General features: G+C 73.4%; 14 protein-coding genes and 1 pseudogene. 5 read left to right on the top strand and 10 right to left on the bottom strand.

Translation table 11 applies throughout. The features are described 5' to 3' along the window. Window positions 1-56: 56 nt before the first annotated feature. Window positions 57-1,100, bottom strand: a complete 1,044-nt coding sequence (locus OM98_RS06050; RefSeq protein ID WP_029362728.1) for a glycosyltransferase family 2 protein — start codon at window positions 1,098-1,100, stop codon at window positions 57-59. A gap of 173 nt (window positions 1,101-1,273) precedes the next feature. On the opposite strand from OM98_RS06050, the gene OM98_RS06045 reads away from it, so the two are divergent. Further along, window positions 1,274-2,212: an NAD(P)H-quinone oxidoreductase gene (locus OM98_RS06045; RefSeq protein WP_010533705.1), complete on the top strand. Its 939-nt coding sequence runs from the start codon at window positions 1,274-1,276 to the stop codon at window positions 2,210-2,212. Between the two features lie 13 nt (window positions 2,213-2,225). On the opposite strand, the gene OM98_RS06040 is transcribed toward OM98_RS06045, so the two are convergent. The 4 genes from OM98_RS06040 to serS form a co-directional block, all read right to left on the bottom strand. Next, window positions 2,226-2,993 carry an NAD-binding protein gene (locus OM98_RS06040; RefSeq protein ID WP_010533704.1) on the bottom strand — a complete coding sequence of 256 codons (768 nt, stop codon included), beginning with the start codon at window positions 2,991-2,993 and terminating at the stop codon, window positions 2,226-2,228. Further along, complete coding sequence (locus OM98_RS06035) at window positions 2,986-4,356, bottom strand: TrkH family potassium uptake protein (RefSeq protein WP_010533703.1); 1,371 nt, start codon at window positions 4,354-4,356, stop codon at window positions 2,986-2,988. Before OM98_RS06035 ends, OM98_RS06040 begins: the two co-directional genes overlap by 8 nt. Before the next feature lie 117 nt (window positions 4,357-4,473). Next, complete coding sequence (locus OM98_RS06030) at window positions 4,474-5,364, bottom strand: HAD family hydrolase (protein WP_033195052.1); 891 nt, start codon at window positions 5,362-5,364, stop codon at window positions 4,474-4,476. Between the two features lie 163 nt (window positions 5,365-5,527). Further along, window positions 5,528-6,790: a serine--tRNA ligase gene (gene serS / locus OM98_RS06025; protein ID WP_010533701.1), complete on the bottom strand. Its 1,263-nt coding sequence runs from the start codon at window positions 6,788-6,790 to the stop codon at window positions 5,528-5,530. A gap of 148 nt (window positions 6,791-6,938) precedes the next feature. Here serS and OM98_RS06020 point away from each other — a divergent pair, with 148 nt between their 5' ends. Then, a complete protein-coding gene (locus OM98_RS06020) occupies window positions 6,939-8,111 on the top strand; it encodes a diacylglycerol/lipid kinase family protein (RefSeq protein ID WP_010533700.1) in 1,173 nt (390 codons plus the stop codon). Here OM98_RS06020 and pheA read toward each other — a convergent pair. The 4 genes from pheA to OM98_RS06000 form a co-directional block, all read right to left on the bottom strand. Next, window positions 8,086-9,057, bottom strand: a complete 972-nt coding sequence (gene pheA, locus OM98_RS06015; RefSeq protein ID WP_010533699.1) for a prephenate dehydratase — start codon at window positions 9,055-9,057, stop codon at window positions 8,086-8,088. The two genes, OM98_RS06020 and pheA, sit on opposite strands and share 26 nt — an antisense overlap. 49 nt (window positions 9,058-9,106) lie before the next feature. After that, window positions 9,107-9,772 carry a GNAT family N-acetyltransferase gene (locus tag OM98_RS06010; RefSeq protein WP_010533698.1) on the bottom strand — a complete coding sequence of 222 codons (666 nt, stop codon included), beginning with the start codon at window positions 9,770-9,772 and terminating at the stop codon, window positions 9,107-9,109. Window positions 9,773-10,049: 277 nt separating this feature from the next. After that, on the bottom strand, window positions 10,050-10,616 hold the full coding sequence (locus OM98_RS06005; protein WP_010533697.1) for a GNAT family N-acetyltransferase: 567 nt from the start codon (window positions 10,614-10,616) through the stop codon (window positions 10,050-10,052). 64 nt (window positions 10,617-10,680) lie between these two features. Continuing rightward, window positions 10,681-11,094, bottom strand: a complete 414-nt coding sequence (locus tag OM98_RS06000; RefSeq protein WP_010533696.1) for a GntR family transcriptional regulator — start codon at window positions 11,092-11,094, stop codon at window positions 10,681-10,683. Between the two features lie 237 nt (window positions 11,095-11,331). Here OM98_RS06000 and OM98_RS05995 point away from each other — a divergent pair, with 237 nt between their 5' ends. Genes OM98_RS05995 through OM98_RS05985 form a run of 3 tightly spaced genes read left to right on the top strand, consistent with a single transcriptional unit; the run spans window position 11,332 to window position 14,120 of the window. Next, complete coding sequence (locus tag OM98_RS05995; RefSeq protein ID WP_010533695.1) at window positions 11,332-13,335, top strand: hypothetical protein; 2,004 nt, start codon at window positions 11,332-11,334, stop codon at window positions 13,333-13,335. A gap of 39 nt (window positions 13,336-13,374) precedes the next feature. After that, window positions 13,375-13,869, top strand: a complete 495-nt coding sequence (locus OM98_RS05990; RefSeq protein ID WP_010533694.1) for a DUF2975 domain-containing protein — start codon at window positions 13,375-13,377, stop codon at window positions 13,867-13,869. Further along, window positions 13,869-14,120, top strand: a complete 252-nt coding sequence (locus tag OM98_RS05985) for a helix-turn-helix domain-containing protein (RefSeq protein ID WP_010533693.1) — start codon at window positions 13,869-13,871, stop codon at window positions 14,118-14,120. The genes OM98_RS05990 and OM98_RS05985 overlap by 1 nt, the downstream gene beginning before the upstream one ends. Before the next feature lie 10 nt (window positions 14,121-14,130). Here the strand turns inward: OM98_RS05985 and OM98_RS15845 are convergent. Next, window positions 14,131-14,605: pseudogene (locus OM98_RS15845) on the bottom strand (glycosyltransferase); the annotation flags it as partial.

Genomic DNA, 14,605 nt, shown 5'->3' with positions numbered 1-14,605 from the left:
GGCGTTCCCCGGAGCGGAGCAGGACGTCGGTCGATGCCGTCGTCGGCGCCCCGGGCTCAGTTGAAGCCGAAGCGGCGGCGCGCCAGGCGGTAGCTGACGCGCACCACGGCGTCGCCGGTGCGGCCGGGCAGGCACAGCAGGCGCCCGGTCGCGGAGCGGCGGAAGGCGCGGTGGGCGGCGGGGTCCCGCTCGCGCAGGTGGGCGCGCAGCTCCGCGGCGCCGCGCTCGGCCTCCTCGGTGCCGGCCAGCAGGCTCAGGGTGAGGGAGACGCTGGTGACGATCGAGGCGTAGTGCAGCAGGTAGCCGAGCTGCGCGGCATCCTCCAGCTCCTCGCTGCGCAGGCCGTCCACCAGCAGGCGGTTCACCCGCAGCTGCTGGTCCAGCCGGGAGATCATCACGGCCTCCGCCACCGACTGGTCGTCGCGGCCGATGAAGTAGCGGTACAGGTCCACGTCGAGGTAGGCCAGCGTCCTCACCGCGCGCAACGGGATGGAGGCCATCAGGTTGTCGACGTAGAAGGTGTGCCGAGGGAACTCGACGCCGCTGTCGCGCAGCACCGCGGTGCGGTACGTCAGGGCGTGCATGAGGAAGTAGCTGCCGGCGCGAGGGCGGCGCAGCTGGCCCCAGCCGCAGACCACGCCCTCGGGCATCGAGGAGGCGTAGCGCACCACCTTGCGGGTGCCGCGGGAGACGTTCTCGTAGACGTAGTTCGTGATCAGCGCGTCCGGCGCGGTGCCGGCGTCCACCCACTCCCGCAGCCGGTGCAGGTAGGCGGCGAAGGCCTCGGGGTCGAACCAGTCGTCGCTGTCCAGCACCTTCAGGTACTCACCGCGGGCGTGGGCGATGCCGGTGGTCATGGCGGCGCCGTGGCCGCCGTTGGCCTGGTGCACGGCCCGCACCCGCTCGGGGTGCTCGGCGGCGTACCGGTCGATCATCACCGCGGTGGCGTCGGTGGAGCCGTCGTCCACGAGCACCACCTCGACGTGCTCGGCGGTGCTCAGCAGCGGGTCCACGGCGCGGGAGAGGTAGGCCTCGGAGTTGTAGCAGGGCACCACCACGGTGAGCAGCGGGGCCGCGATCGGGGTAGCAGGGGAGGGCACCCGCACGGTGCGCGGGGCGGTCGACCGGTCCTCAGCGGGTGCCGTCGACCAGGTCGCGGACCGCTCCGGATCCAGCTGCGTCTCTCTCAGCACGAGCGAGGGACCCCTTCACCTCTGGACACTGTTCCCACGCCCGGGAGCCTACCCGCCGGTCGGGTCGATACGGTGGCGCCATGCGTGCCATGAGAATCACCCGGGACAACACCCTGGAGCTCGCAGAGCTGCCCGAGCCGGTTGCCGGCCGCGGCGAGGTGCTGGTGGACGTGCTGGCCGCGGGCGTGAACCGGGCCGACGTGGCGCAGACCGCCGGGCACTATCCCCCGCCGCCGGGCGCCTCCGAGCTGCCCGGCCTGGAGGTCTCCGGGCGCCGCCGCGACACCGGCGAACCGGTGGTGGCGCTGCTGGCCGGTGGCGGCTACGCCGAGGTGGTGGCCGTGCCCGAGCAGCAGCAGCTGCCGATCCCCGCGGGTCTGGACCCGGTGGAGGCCGCGGGCGTCCTCGAGGTCACCGCCACCGTCGTCTCGAACCTGGTCATCGAGGCGGGGCTGCGCGCCGGGGAGCAGGTGCTGATCCACGGCGGCAGCGGCGGCATCGGCACCACCGCGGTGCAGCTCGCGCGCCTGCTCGGCGCCCGGGTGCTGACCACCGTCGGCTCCCCGGAGGCGGCGGAACGAGTGCGGGGCCTCGGCGCCGACGTCGCCTGGGACCGGCACACCACCGACGTGCCGGAGGCGGTGCGCGCCGAGGGCGGGGCCGACGTCATCCTCGACGTGATCGGCGGCTCCGCACTGGCAGACAACGTGGGGATGCTGCGCGAGCACGGCCGCCTGGTGATCATCGGCACCCTCGGCGGGGCCAGCGGCGAGCTGCCCGTCGGGATGCTGATGGGCAAGCGGGCCCGGGTGATCGGGACGACGCTGCGCTCCCGCGACCCGGAGGCCAAGGGCGCAATCCTCGCCCGTACCCGGGAGCTGGTGTGGCCCTGGCTGGAGAGCGGGGAGCTGCGGGTGCCGATCCACGCCCGGCTGCCGTTGGCCGACGCCGCCCAGGCGCACCGGATGCTGCGCGAGGGAGGGCACTGGGGCACCGTCGTGCTGGAGGTCGGCGCCTGAGCCGCGGGGCCGCTCAGGCCAGCCGGCCGAAGCGCTCCGCCTGCCGGGTGGGGCCCGTGACCAGCAGGGTGTCCCCCGCGGCGAGCACCGTGTCCGCGGTGGCGGGCTCCCACTCCTGCCCCTCGTGCTTCACGGAGCTGACGGTGACGCCGTGCTCGCGGCGGATGCCGCTGTCCCCCAGAGCCCGGCCCACGAAGCGGTGCGGCACCGCGGTGCGCACCACGGCGAAGCCCTTGTCGACCTCCACGTAGTCCTGCACGCTGCCGGAGACCATGTGGGCGACCTTGCGGCCCATGTCCTTCTCCGGGAACACCACGTGCGGGATCCCGAGCTGCTGCAGCACGAGGCCGTGGGCGTCGCTGACGGCCTTCGCCCAGATGCCCTCCACCTCGAAGCGCAGCAGCAGGGAGGCCACCAGGATGCTGGCCTCGATGTCGCTGCCGATCGCGATCACCACCCGGTCGCAGTCCGGCACCGAGAGCTGCCGCAGCACCGCCTCGTCGGTGGCGTCGGCGCGCACCACGTGGGTGAGCTGCCCGTCCAGGGACTGCACCACCTCCTCGCGCTCGTCGATGCCGAGCACCTGCACGTCCTCGGCCATCAGCTCCAGGGCGAGGGACTGGCCGAAGCGGCCCAGGCCGATCACCGCCACCGAGTGCGCGGAGGGGGTGCGGGCGGGGTCGTCACGGCCGAACAGCCGGACGCGCGGGCCGGTCCGGCCGGGGGTGCGGGTCTGCGGGCTCTGCGGGCCCTGAGGGCTCTGCGTCCATGGCTTAGCCAATGATCGGCCTTTCCTTGGGGAGGTCGTAGAGGGGGCGCCGCGACTGCAGCGCCAGCGCGGTGGCGACCGTGATCGGGCCGAGCCGGCCCACGATCATCAGCACCACCAGGATCAGCTGCCCCGCCACCGGCAGCTCCGCGGTGATCCCGGTGGACAGGCCCACCGTGGCCAGCGCCGAGACCACCTCGAACAGCAGGGCGTCCAGGGCGATCGGGGTCATGATCATCAGGGTGACGGTGGACAGGGCCACCAGGCCCACGGCCAGCAGGATCACGGTGAGCGCCTGGCGGTGCACGGCCCGCGAGAGGCGCTTGCCGAAGACGGTCACGGCCCCGGCACCGCGCAGCTCGGCGAGCATCAGGAAGGCGAGCACCGCGAAGGTGGTCACCTTGATCCCGCCCGCGGTGCCGGCGGGGCCGCCGCCGATGAACATCAGCATGTCCATGCCCAGCCAGGTCGCCGGGTCCATCGCGCCGATGTCGACGTTGTTGAAGCCGGCGGTGCGGGTCTGCGCGGACAGCACGAAACCGTTGAGGATCCGCTCGGCCGGGGGCATCGCGCCGAGCGTCGCCGGGTTTGACCACTCCAGCGCCGTGATGTACACGGTGCCGAGCACCAGCAGCACCGGGGTCGCGGCCACCACGATGCGGGTGTTCATGGTCCATAGTCGCGGGGTGCCGAGGTGGCGGCCGAGCTGCACCAGCACCGGGAAGCCCAGGCCGCCCAGGATGGTGGCGGCGCTCGCGGTGAGCAGCAGCACCGGGTCGTCGGTGTACGACATGAAGCTGTCGCTGAACAGCGCGAAGCCCGCGTTGTTGAAGGAGGAGACGGCGTGGAACACGCCGAGCCAGGCGGCCCGCGGCCAGGACTCCCCGTGGTTCAGGGCGAAGCACAGGGTGAGGATCGCCGCGGCCACCGCCTCGATGGTCAGCGAGATCTTCACGATGCCGCGCACCAGCGAGCCGACGTCCTCGAGGTCCAGGGAACGCACCTCGGCGGCGGCGGTGAGCTTCGTGGTCAGGGAGAAGCGGCGGATCACGGTCAGGCCGACGACGGAGGCGAAGGTCATCACACCGAAGCCGCCCAGCTGGATCAGCAGCAGGATCACCACCTGGCCGAAGCCCGACCAGAAGACGGGGGTGTCCACCACGACCAGCCCGGTCACGCACAGCGCCGAGACCGCGGTGAACAGCGACTCCATCAGCCCCGCGCCGCCGGGGCCGGTGGTGGCCGCCGGCAGCATCAGCGCGCCGGTGCCCAGCACGATGGCGCCGGTGAGCAGGGCCAGCAGGGTACGAGCGGGCTTCGGGCGTCGATCGCGGATCGGCGAACCCGATCCTCGACGCCGGATCCGGAGCAGCACGAGCGGAAACACTACTCCCGCCGCCGGGCGGCGCCACCCCCTCCCGACGTGGCCTGCGCGACATGCGTCATCGCAGGTCGGGAGGGGTCGGGCGGATCGGACCGGGGCCCGGGGAGGTCAGGCGCCGAGCGCGTCCAGCACCAGGACGGTGCCGTCCTCGTAGACGGAGAGCGTGACCTCGTCGGCCACGTCCTTCACGCCCTGCGGGGCCTGGCCCATCGCCACGCCCACGCCGGCCCAGCCCAGCATCTCCACGTCGTTGAAGCCGTCGCCCACGGTGACCGTGTGCGCGGCGGCGATGCCGAGGCGCTCGCGCACCACCTCCAGGGCGCTGGCCTTGGAGACGCCGGGGGCGGCCATGTCCAGCCAGGCCGTCCAGCCGATCGCGTACTCCACGCCGTGCACGCCGGACTCGGCGACGATCTTCGAGAACTCCTGCGGGGAGAGGTCGGGGACGTGCACCACCACGCGCACCGCCTCGAGCGCCATCAGGTCCTCGAGGTCGGACTCGATGGCCTCGACACCGAAGCTGGCGTCCTGGAAGCCGGTGGTCGCGTAGAACTCGCCGCCCGCGGTCTCCACCGCGTAGTGGGCGTCCGGGGCGACCTCGCGCAGGGTGGCCAGGGCGTGCCCGGGCAGGAAGGTGCGGGTGTCGATCACCCGGTGGCCGGGCTCGGTGTCCGCGTCGATCTGCAGGGTCACGGCGCCGTTGGAGCACACCGCGTAGCCGTGCTCGATGCCGGCGGCGCGCACGATCGGCAGGGTCGCGCCGATGGAGCGGCCCGTCGCGATGACGACCGTGTGCTGCTCGGCGGCGTGCTGCAGGGCGGCCCGCATCGGGGCGGACATGGTGCCGTCGTGGTCCACCAGGGTGCCGTCCACGTCCAGGCCGATCAGCAGTTCCTGCCCGGTCAGGGCGCCGAGCGGTCCGGCGAGGCGGGCGACGGCGGCGCGGCGCTCCGCGGTGGGGTCGATGACGGGGGCGGGCGCGGTCGGGGTGGTGCTCATGGACCGCAGTCTGCCGCGACGCTCTGACATCCGGGTGAACCGGCGATGGCGGGCGGCCTCGCGCCAGCGGCGCCAGCGGCCGCCGCGCGCGGGCGCCGCGCCGGCGGAGTCGGTCGGGCCGGCGGGGTCGATCGGGTCGGAGGGATCGGGGGTGGAGGGCATCTCAGGCGACGACCTCGAAGACCTCGCGGCCGCCGAGGTAGGGGCGCAGGCCCTCGGGCACGACCACGGAGCCGTCGGGCTGCTGGTGGTTCTCGAGGATCGCGGCGATGAAGCGGGTGGTGCCGAGGGTGCCGTTGAGGGTCGCGACGGGGCGCAGGCCGTCCTCGGTGCGCTCGCGGATGTTCAGCCGCCGGGCCTGGAACTGGGTGGTGTTCGAGGTGGAGGTGAGCTCGCGGTAGGTCTCCTGGCTGGGCATCCACGCCTCGCAGTCGAACTTGCGGGCGGCGCTGGTGCCGAGGTCGCCGGCGGCGGTGTCGATGATGCGGTAGGGCACGTCGATGCGGGCCATCATCTCCCGCTCCCAGCCCAGCAGCCGCTCGTGCTCCGCGAAGGAGTCCTCGACGCTGCAGAAGGAGAACATCTCGACCTTGTGGAACTGGTGGACGCGGATGATGCCGCGGGTGTCCTTGCCGTAGCTGCCGGCCTCGCGGCGGTAGCAGGCGCTCCAGCCGGCGTAGCGCAGCGGACCATCGGAGAGGTCGAGCACCTCGTCGCGGTGGTAGCTGGCCAGGGCCACCTCGCTGGTGCCGACCAGGTAGAGGTCGTCGCCCTTGTCCAGGTGGTAGACCTCGCTGGCGTGCTCGCCGAGGTAGCCGGTGCCGTCCATCGACTCGGGCAGCACCAGCGTCGGGGTGATCATCGGGGTGAAGCCGGCCGCGGTGGCCTGGTCGATCGCGGCGTTGAGGATCGCCAGCTCCAGCTGCGCGCCGACGCCGGTGAGGAAGTAGAAGCGGGCGCCGGAGACCTTCGCGCCGCGGGCCATGTCGATCGCCTTCAGCCCCTCGGCGATCTCCAGGTGGTCCTTCACCGGGTGGTCGAAGGAGGGGGTCTCCCCCACGACCTCGCGCACCTCGAAGTCCTCCTCGAGACCCGCGGGGGCGCCCTCGGCGATGTTCGGGATCTCCCGCAGGAGGCCGTCGCGGCGGGCCAGGGCCTCCTCGGCCTCGGCCTGCATGCGCTTCACGGCGGCGGAGAGCTCCTTGGCCTCGGCCAGCAGGGTCTGCTTCTCATCGCCCTGGGCCTGGGCGACGCTCTTGCCGAGGGTCTTCTGCTCGGCGCGGGCGGCCTCGGCGGCGGAGGTGGACTCGCGCCAGGTGCGGTCGGCCTCGAGGACCTGATCCACCACGGAGGTGTCCCGGCGACGGGCCTCCTGGGCGTCACGGACCAGGTCGGGGTTCTCGCGCAGTTGCCGCAGATCGATCATCGCCCCAGCCTACCGGGGGTGCCCCGGTCGCTGTCGTGGCGATATCCGGGCCGGGGACGTGATGCTCCTCCCCACCTACGACGATTCCCCACGGCGCCCGTCCCAACGCGGATCCGGTTCGTCGGGTCCCCTCGGTAGTCTGGCGCGCATGGAACCGAGACTGGCCCTCGCGATCGCCACCGTCGTCCTCAGCGCGCTGGTGCTGATCCTGCTGGTGGTCGTGCTGGTCCGTCTCGGCCGTCACGGCAGCGAGCTGGTGGCGCTGCGCAGCCTCACCCAGGGGTCGCGCCGACCCGAGCAGGAGCCGGAGGACGAGGAGAACCCGCGGGAGGACGGCGAGCACGGCACCCGCCTCGGCAAGGTCGCGGTGGTGATGAACCCCGTGAAGTTCGCCGACGCCGAGCGGTTCCGCAGGCAGATCACCGAGGTGGTCGATGCGATCGAGGAGGCCGAGGTGGTCTTCTACGAGACCACGGTGGAGGACGCCGGGCAGGGCCAGGCCCGCCAGGCCGTCACCGAGGGCGCCGACCTGGTGGTGGCCGCCGGGGGCGACGGCACCGTGCGCATGGTCGCCTCGGTCCTCGCGGGCACCGACACCCGCATGGGCATCATCCCCTCGGGCACCGGCAACCTGCTGGCCCGCAACGTCGACATCCCCCTGGACGACCCCGGCTCCGCGATGACCGCGGCGCTCACCGGCCGCGACCGGATGGTCGACGTCGGCTGGCTGCAGGCCGGCAACACCATCGCCTCCGCCTCGGCCGCCGCCCCGCAGATCTTCCTGGTCATCGCCGGTTTCGGGGCCGACGCCGAGATGATCGGCCACACCGACCCGACGATGAAGAAGCGCATCGGCTGGCTGGCCTACGTGCTCGGCGGGGCCCGCACCATCCTGGGCCGCTCGGTGGACGTGGTGGTCGACGTGGGCGACGGGGTGCGGCACGCCCACCGCGCCCGCACCGTGCTGCTGGGCAACGTCGGCAAGCTGCCCGGCGGGCTGGTGCTGATGCCGGACGCGACCGTCGACAACGGCCAGCTCGAGATCATGGTGGCCGGCTGGCGCGGCGCCGCCGGGTTCAGCCAGGTGGTCACGCAGATCCTGAACCCGCGCCTGGTGCCGCAGAAGCGGCCGCGCTTCGCCACCCAGCTCTCCACGATGGAGCGCTACCAGACCACCTCGGTGAAGGTCGCCACCACCAAGGAGCAGCCCGTGCAGCTCGACGGCGACACGGACATCGAGGCCACCCACATGATCGCCCGCGTCGATGCGGGCGCGCTGCGGCTGCGGGTGCCGGTCAGCCCGCGCTCGACGACGGTGTGATCATCCCGCCGAGGTCCTCGATCCAGCGGTGCGCCTCGTCGTAGGTGACGTCCTCGAAGTCCTCCCGCACCTCGGGACGGGTGCCGTCGACCCGCGGGTAGGAGCCCAGGTAGTGCACCACCGGGCACATGCGGTGCAGGGAGCGCAGGGCCGCGGCGACGCGACGGTCCTCCAGGTGCCCCTCCATGTCGATGGAGAAGGAGTACCGGCCCAGGAAGTCCCCGATCGGCCGCGACTCGATGCGCGACATGTTCACCCCGTTGGAACGGAGCATCTCCAGGGCCTCCAGCAGCGCACCGGAGCGGTTGTGCGGCAGGTGGATCACGACGGTGGTCTTGTCGGCGCCGGTGCGGGCCGGGATGCGACCCTCCCGGGCGACCAGCACGAAGCGGGTGCGGGCGCCGGACACGTCCTCGATGCCCTCGGCGAGCACCTCCAGGCCGAAGTGCCGGGCGGCGAGCGCCGAGCAGACGGCGGCGCGTCCGTACGCCTCGTCCGCATCCATGGCGGCGAGGTCCCGCGCGGCGGCCGCGGTCGAGGAGGCGGCGGCGACATCCGCCTCGGGGACGTGCGCGCGCAGCCAGCCCTGCACCTGCGCCTGGGCGTGCGGGTGGGAGGAGACCACGGTCAGGTCCTCCAGCGCGGTGGGCTCCTTCGCGGCCAGCACGAAGCCGATCTGCACGATCTGCTCGGCGACGATGGTGATCGCGTCGGTCGCGGCGAGCACGTCGAGTGTGCCGGAGACGCCTCCCTCCACCGAGTTCTCGATGGGGGCCATCAGGGCGTCGATGTCCCCGGCGATGAGGTCGGCGGTGGCCGTGGCCACGGAGGCGAAGGGCACGATCTCGACCTCGGCGTCGGTCGCGCCGGCGGGACCCTCCGCGAGCGCCTGCAGCAACGCCTGGTGGGTGAAGGTGGTCTCGGGGCCGAGGAATCCGTACCGCATGACAGCCGAGCCTAGTGCGCGCGCGGCCCTCCGGCCGCCGCGGTCCAGCTCAGGCGGTGGGGCCGGTGGGGCGGGGGCCGGCGCCGAACCAGTAGCGGCGGACCCCGCCCCGGGCCTCCTCGTAGGCCCCGCCGGCCGATTCGAGCACGCCGCGGGAGCCCACGTTGTCCTCCGCGCAGGTCACCAGCACCGGGTCGATGCCCAGGGCCGCGCTCTCGGCGAGGCCCTGCAGCAGCGCGGCGCGGGCGACGCCGCGACGGCGCTGGGAGGGACGCACCGAGTAGCCGATGTGCCCGCCGAGGTCGAAGAGGTACCGGTTCAGCACGTGCCGGATGGCGAGGAATCCCAGCACGGGGCTGTTCGGCGGGGCCGTCACCGTGGCCCCGGGTTCGTCAGCGGCAGGGTCCGCGTGCCGTCCCTCGGTGACCTGGTCATCCTCCGGCCCTGTCCCGGCGGGCACGATCCAGCGGAAGCTGCAGGGCACAAGGCCCTCGGGCAACACGGTGCCGGGCTCCTCGGCGGCGCGCTGCTCCGCGATGAGGGCGCAGGCCTCCTCCTCGGTCCGGGGCGCGGTCGCCTCCCCGTGGATGCCCGAGCCGTCGAGCGGGCCGCCGTGCATCTCGGCCAGGATGTCGAGGTAGGCGGGGATCAGCGCAGTCGTGGGGCGGATCAGGCGGATCGCGGGGGCATCGGACAAAGCGGGCACGGCGGTCATGGGCTCAGCGTGCCACGGCCCGCACCCTCCCGGGCCGCCCCGGCCGCGCAACGCGTGCCGTGTCCATCCGAAACAGCCCAGGAGCAGGCGACCTGCATTATGCACGCGACGTGTCGCCTGAGTGTGTCTGCTGGACAGGGCACCCCGAGCAGGAGTACGGATGGCGCGAAGGGTCGGGACGCCGGGCGCCGAGGCCGACCGGGGCTGCGACGAAAAACGGGACCTTCAGTCGCCGAGACCGGTTGCGGCTGAGGTCGGGGCTGGGGCGGAGGCCGCGTCAGCGCCGCAGTGCCAGCTCCCAACGGCGGGCGCGGCGTCCACCGCCTGCCGGGTGGGGCTCCTCCCTGCCGGTGGCCGCGGCTCCGAGTTGGCGGGCCACGGCCTGGGAGGCGGGGTTGTCCGGGGCGATGCGCAGCACGAGTCGGTCGATTCGCGGGTCCTGCGCGGCCAGGGCCACGAGCGCTGCGGCCACCACGTGCCCGAGCCCGCGGCCACGATGGGCGGCCAGCAGCCAGTAGCTGAGCGTCGCCTCGCCGCGGTCGATCCCCGGGCCGAGCCGGGCGATCCCTCCCCCGCCGAGCAGCACACCCGTGCGGGTGTCCAGGGCGGCGAGCTCCCGCAGGGGGCCGTCCGTGCTCCACCCGGCGCAGCGCCCGAGGAAGGCGGAGAGGGTGGCGGGAGTCCACGGTGCACCGCTGATCTCTCGGGCCAGTGCGGGATCCTGACCAGCGAGGATCGCCGCGTCGTGCTCGGGTCCGAGCGGGAGGAGCCACAGACCGACCTGTCCCGTTCCAGCGTCCGCACCCGGCCGTGAGGGCCCGTCACCGCGGTCCGGGACGGTCATGTCCAGGCCCTCCGCGCAGCGCACAGGATCACGAAGGCACCCGGGCTCACAAGGGCACCCGGACTCACGCGGGATCAGTGCCGCGCAGCACCTGGCGCAGGGCGGCGGCGATCTCGTCGTCCCGGTACCCCTGCGAGCGGGCCTCCCGCACCGGTCCGGCGAGCAGCTCCCGCAGCTCGGTCGCCACCGGCGTCGCCGACCCCGGCGGGCCTTCCACCGTCCGCGCGGCACGCACGCCCTCCGGGGAGACGCGGGTGCCGGCGCCCCGGCGCGTGGTCACCCAGCCCTCCTCCTCGAGCTCCTTGTAAGTGCGGGCGACGGTGCCGGGGGCGAGGCCCAGCTCCTCGGCGAGCGCCCGGATCGCGGGCAGCCGGTCCCCCGCCTCCAGCACGCCCTCGCTGATCTGGCGGCGGATGCCGCGGCGGATCTGCTCGTAGGGCGGGGCCGGGTCGGCGGCGTCGAGGCGCAGCCCGCTCATCGCACGGCCCTCTCGGGGCGCCGGGCGGGCACGGGGCGGTAGATGCGGGTCAAGGTGCCTCCGGGGCGGGCTGGTCGGGGCGGGTCCTGGGCACCGTATGGCCCCCGCCCCGGGTGGTCAATGCGGCCGCTCCCGTCGTCCCCCGAGCCGCCGCCCGGGCGTGATCTCCGCACGATCCTCACCGTGCGGTCACCGCCCCCGCCGCGGCCCAGCGGGCCCCGCCTTTACGATCGATCCATGCCCTCCCTGCGCCGACTCCCCGCCGTCGTCACGGCCATGCTGCTGGCCCTCGGCACCCTGGGCGCCCTCCTCCTGGTCCCCGCCGCACCGGCCCGCGCCGAGGACACCGCCCACACCGATCCGGTGCGGCTGGTCATCGCCACCGCCGGCCTGAGCTGGGAGGACATCTCCGCCGAGGACACCCCGGCGCTGCAGTGCCTGGCCGAGCACGCGGGCGTGGCGGCCATGAACACCACCTCCACCACGATGGTGTCCACGAAGCGCCAGGGCATGGAGACGCTGCGCAGCGGCTACCGCGGCCTCGCCGAGACGGCCCCCGCCTCCTCCGGCATCCCCAACCCCGCGATCGACCAGTGGCAGCAGCTCGACGTCGCCACCACCGAGATCGACGCCACCACCGCGCCGGACACCGCCGCCCTCGAGGAGGCCCTGACCGGGGACGACATCGTCCTCGTCGACGCCGGAGGCCTGCCCACCCACGACGACCCGGACCGCGCCGCCGCCGTGCAGGACCTCGACACCCGCGTCGGCACGATCCTCGACGCCGCCGGCGGCTGCCATGCCGCCGAGCTGCCTCGCACCCTGCTCGCCTCCGTCGCCGCCACCGACCCGGAGGACCCGGTCGAGATGGAGCGCAGCGGCGCCGTCGCCTCCCGCAGCGTCGGCCTGCAGGTCGTGATGGACACCGGATTCGCCGGGACGGCCCTGACCAGCGGCGCCACCAAGCAGACGGGGGTCGTGACCCTCACCGACGTCCTGCCGACGATCCTCGCCTCCTACGGCGCCGAGGCCGAGGGGCTGATCACCGGGCAGCCCTTCCAGGGCGTGGCCGAGGAGGACCCGCAGCAGCTGGCCCTGGACCGCAGCCTCGCCGCGTCCCTGGTGGACGAGGGCACGATCGTGGCGCTGGTCAGCTGGGTGCTGCCGGGCCTGGCAGGCGTGGTGGTGCTGCTGGTGCCACGCCTGGCGCGCCGTCCGCGGCTGGCCTCGGTGGCGCGGGCGCTCGCGACCATCGCCCCGCTCGCCGCGCCCGCCGGGCTATACGCCTCGGCAGTGCCGTGGTGGCGCGCCGAGCATCCCGTGCTGGCGCTGACCGCCGTGGTCTGGGCGGGGGCCGCCGTGCTGAGCGCGATCGTGCTGCTGGGGCCGTGGCGGCGCTGGCGGCACGGGCCCCTCGGCGTCTCGGCGGCGCTGGTGACGGGGCTGGTGCTGCTGGAGTCCGCGACCGGCTCCCGCTTCCAGCTGTCCTCCCCGATGGGGGCGCTGCCCATCTCCGGCGGCCGCTTCTACGGCATCTCCAACCACCTGTTCGGCCTGGTGCTCGGCGCGGCGCTGATGACGATGCTGTGCCTGTTCACCGTGGTGCGCACGCCGCGCGCCCGGGTGATCTGGACGCTCGTGGTCGGCGCCGTGGTGGCGGGGATCTGCGTGACCCCCTCGATGGGTGCGGACTTCGGCTCGATGCTGGCGACGGTGCCCGCCTTCGGACTGCTGGCCCTGCTGGTCTCCGGCATCCGGGTGCGGCCCTGGCACGTGATCGCCCTGGCCGTCGCCGGCGGCCTGGCGGTGCTCGGGGTGTCGTTCCTGGACTGGCTGCGCCCCGTCGAGGACCGCACCCACCTGGGACGCTTCATCGACGACCTGCTCTCCGGGGAGCTGCTGCGGGTCATCACCCACAAGGTCACGCTGAACCTGTCGATGGGGATCGACTACCCCGGGCTGGGCGTGGTGCTGATCCTCGCGATCCTCGCCTCGGTGGCGATCCTGATGCCGCGACGCCTGGGCCTGCGCCGACTGGCGGCGCTGGATGCCGCCCACCCCGCCTCCTACGCCGTGCGGGTGGCGCTCGTGGTGGGCGTGTGGATCGGCTGGTCCGTCAACGACACCGGGCCGGTGCTGGTCGCCGCCGCGATGGGCATCTGGCTGGCGATGCTGCCGGTGGCCCTGCCGAGTCCGGCGGCGACACCACACATCGGGGACAGCCTCGATACGCAGGCATGACCTATTGGCAGTCGATAGATATCTATCGATACTCGATGCATGATCCCCGACCTTCCGCGCCCTCCCTTCGCCCTCGTCCTCGCGACGCAAACCCTGCTGGCAGCGCTCGCGCTCGTCGGCCTCCTGGTGATCGTCCTGTTGCCAGGCCTCTCCGCAGAGGTCGCCCGGGATCTTCCCGAGTACGCCGGCCTTCGTGACCCTCTGCTCACCATCGCCATCGCCATCACGGTCCTCGGGCTCGCCGCCCTCGGCATGGTCGCGCTGCTCGTGCAGCGGGTCTACATCGGCGCGGTGCTGACACGCCCGTCCCTGCGCCGCGTCGATGTGCTCATCGCCGCCCTCGGCGGTGCCGGAGCCCTGGTCATCGCATCGTTCGTCGTGATCAGCAACGGTCAGGCGGGAAGTCCCTTCGTGGCCCTCCTCCAGGCGATGACCTGCCTGACCCTCATCGCGATCGCCTGCGTCACGCTCGTCCTGCGCTCCCTGCTGCGCAGCGCAATCCGCCTGCGCACCGAGCTGGACGAGGTCGTGTGATGACGATCCGCGTGACGATCGATCGCATGCTGGCTGAGCGCGGGATGAGCGTCGGCGATTTCGCGGACGCCATCGGCATCACGCCCGCGAACGTCGCCGTGCTCAAGAACGGACGCGCGAAGGCGGTGCGCTTCTCCACCCTCGACGCCATCTGTCGGGTCCTGGACTGCCAGCCCGGAGACCTCATGTCCTACACGGCACCGGACGACGAGGACGAACCGTCGTCCGCCGAGCCATCCGACGGCCGCTGACGGGTGCTTCTCATGCGTTGCCGGCGTCGACGGCCGCGTGGATCACCAGCGAGGTGTACTCGTCGCCTGTGAGGGGGCCGCGGATCGAGGGCGGCAGCTCTGCGCCCGCCACGTCCAGGTGGGAGGCGATGATGACGGCCTGACCGGGGGTGAAGTCCTCCTCCACCGGCGCGGCGCGCAGCCGCTGGTCCAGCGCGGCCAGGGAGCCCGCGGGGAGCGTGGCCAGGTAGGCGATCTCGTCGGGCGCGTACTCACCGGCGACGGGCAGGCGCCGCAGGGCGGCGTCCAGCGCCTCGATGTCCTGGTCGCGGAGGGCGGCCAGGTCCTCCTCGTAGAACTCGCCGTCCACGGGCAGCGCCGCGAGGCGCTCGGCCAGGGGCCGCTCGCTCGCACCGGCCTCGGCGGAGGGCTGCGCCGGCGTCGCCGCAACGGCAGCTCGTTCCGCCGGGGCGGGCGTCGGCAAGGCGGGCTCGGGCTCGGGCTCG

It is taken from the genome of Brachybacterium squillarum M-6-3 (genome assembly GCF_000225825.1).
GTDB lineage: Bacteria > Actinomycetota > Actinomycetes > Actinomycetales > Dermabacteraceae > Brachybacterium > Brachybacterium squillarum.
Note: the sequence above shows the minus strand (reverse complement) of the source record. Positions and strands in the feature narration are given on the sequence as shown.

Bases quoted from the DNA above. Each gene is read 5' to 3' on its own strand.
- OM98_RS06000 (WP_010533696.1), bottom strand. From the start codon at position 11,094: ATGAGCGGGCTGCGCCTCGACGCCGCCGACCCGGCCCCGCCCTACGAG.
- OM98_RS06010 (WP_010533698.1), bottom strand. From the start codon at position 9,772: ATGACCGCCGTGCCCGCTTTGTCCGATGCCCCCGCGATCCGCCTGATC.
- OM98_RS06005 (WP_010533697.1), bottom strand. From the start codon at position 10,616: ATGACCGTCCCGGACCGCGGTGACGGGCCCTCACGGCCGGGTGCGGAC.
- pheA (WP_010533699.1), bottom strand. From the start codon at position 9,057: ATGCGGTACGGATTCCTCGGCCCCGAGACCACCTTCACCCACCAGGCG.
- OM98_RS06020 (WP_010533700.1), top strand. From the start codon at position 6,939: ATGGAACCGAGACTGGCCCTCGCGATCGCCACCGTCGTCCTCAGCGCG.
- OM98_RS06045 (WP_010533705.1), top strand. From the start codon at position 1,274: ATGCGTGCCATGAGAATCACCCGGGACAACACCCTGGAGCTCGCAGAG.
- OM98_RS05985 (WP_010533693.1), top strand. From the start codon at position 13,869: ATGACGATCCGCGTGACGATCGATCGCATGCTGGCTGAGCGCGGGATG.
- OM98_RS05995 (WP_010533695.1), top strand. From the start codon at position 11,332: ATGCCCTCCCTGCGCCGACTCCCCGCCGTCGTCACGGCCATGCTGCTG.
- serS (WP_010533701.1), bottom strand. From the start codon at position 6,790: ATGATCGATCTGCGGCAACTGCGCGAGAACCCCGACCTGGTCCGTGAC.
- OM98_RS06030 (WP_033195052.1), bottom strand. From the start codon at position 5,364: ATGAGCACCACCCCGACCGCGCCCGCCCCCGTCATCGACCCCACCGCG.
- OM98_RS05990 (WP_010533694.1), top strand. From the start codon at position 13,375: ATGATCCCCGACCTTCCGCGCCCTCCCTTCGCCCTCGTCCTCGCGACG.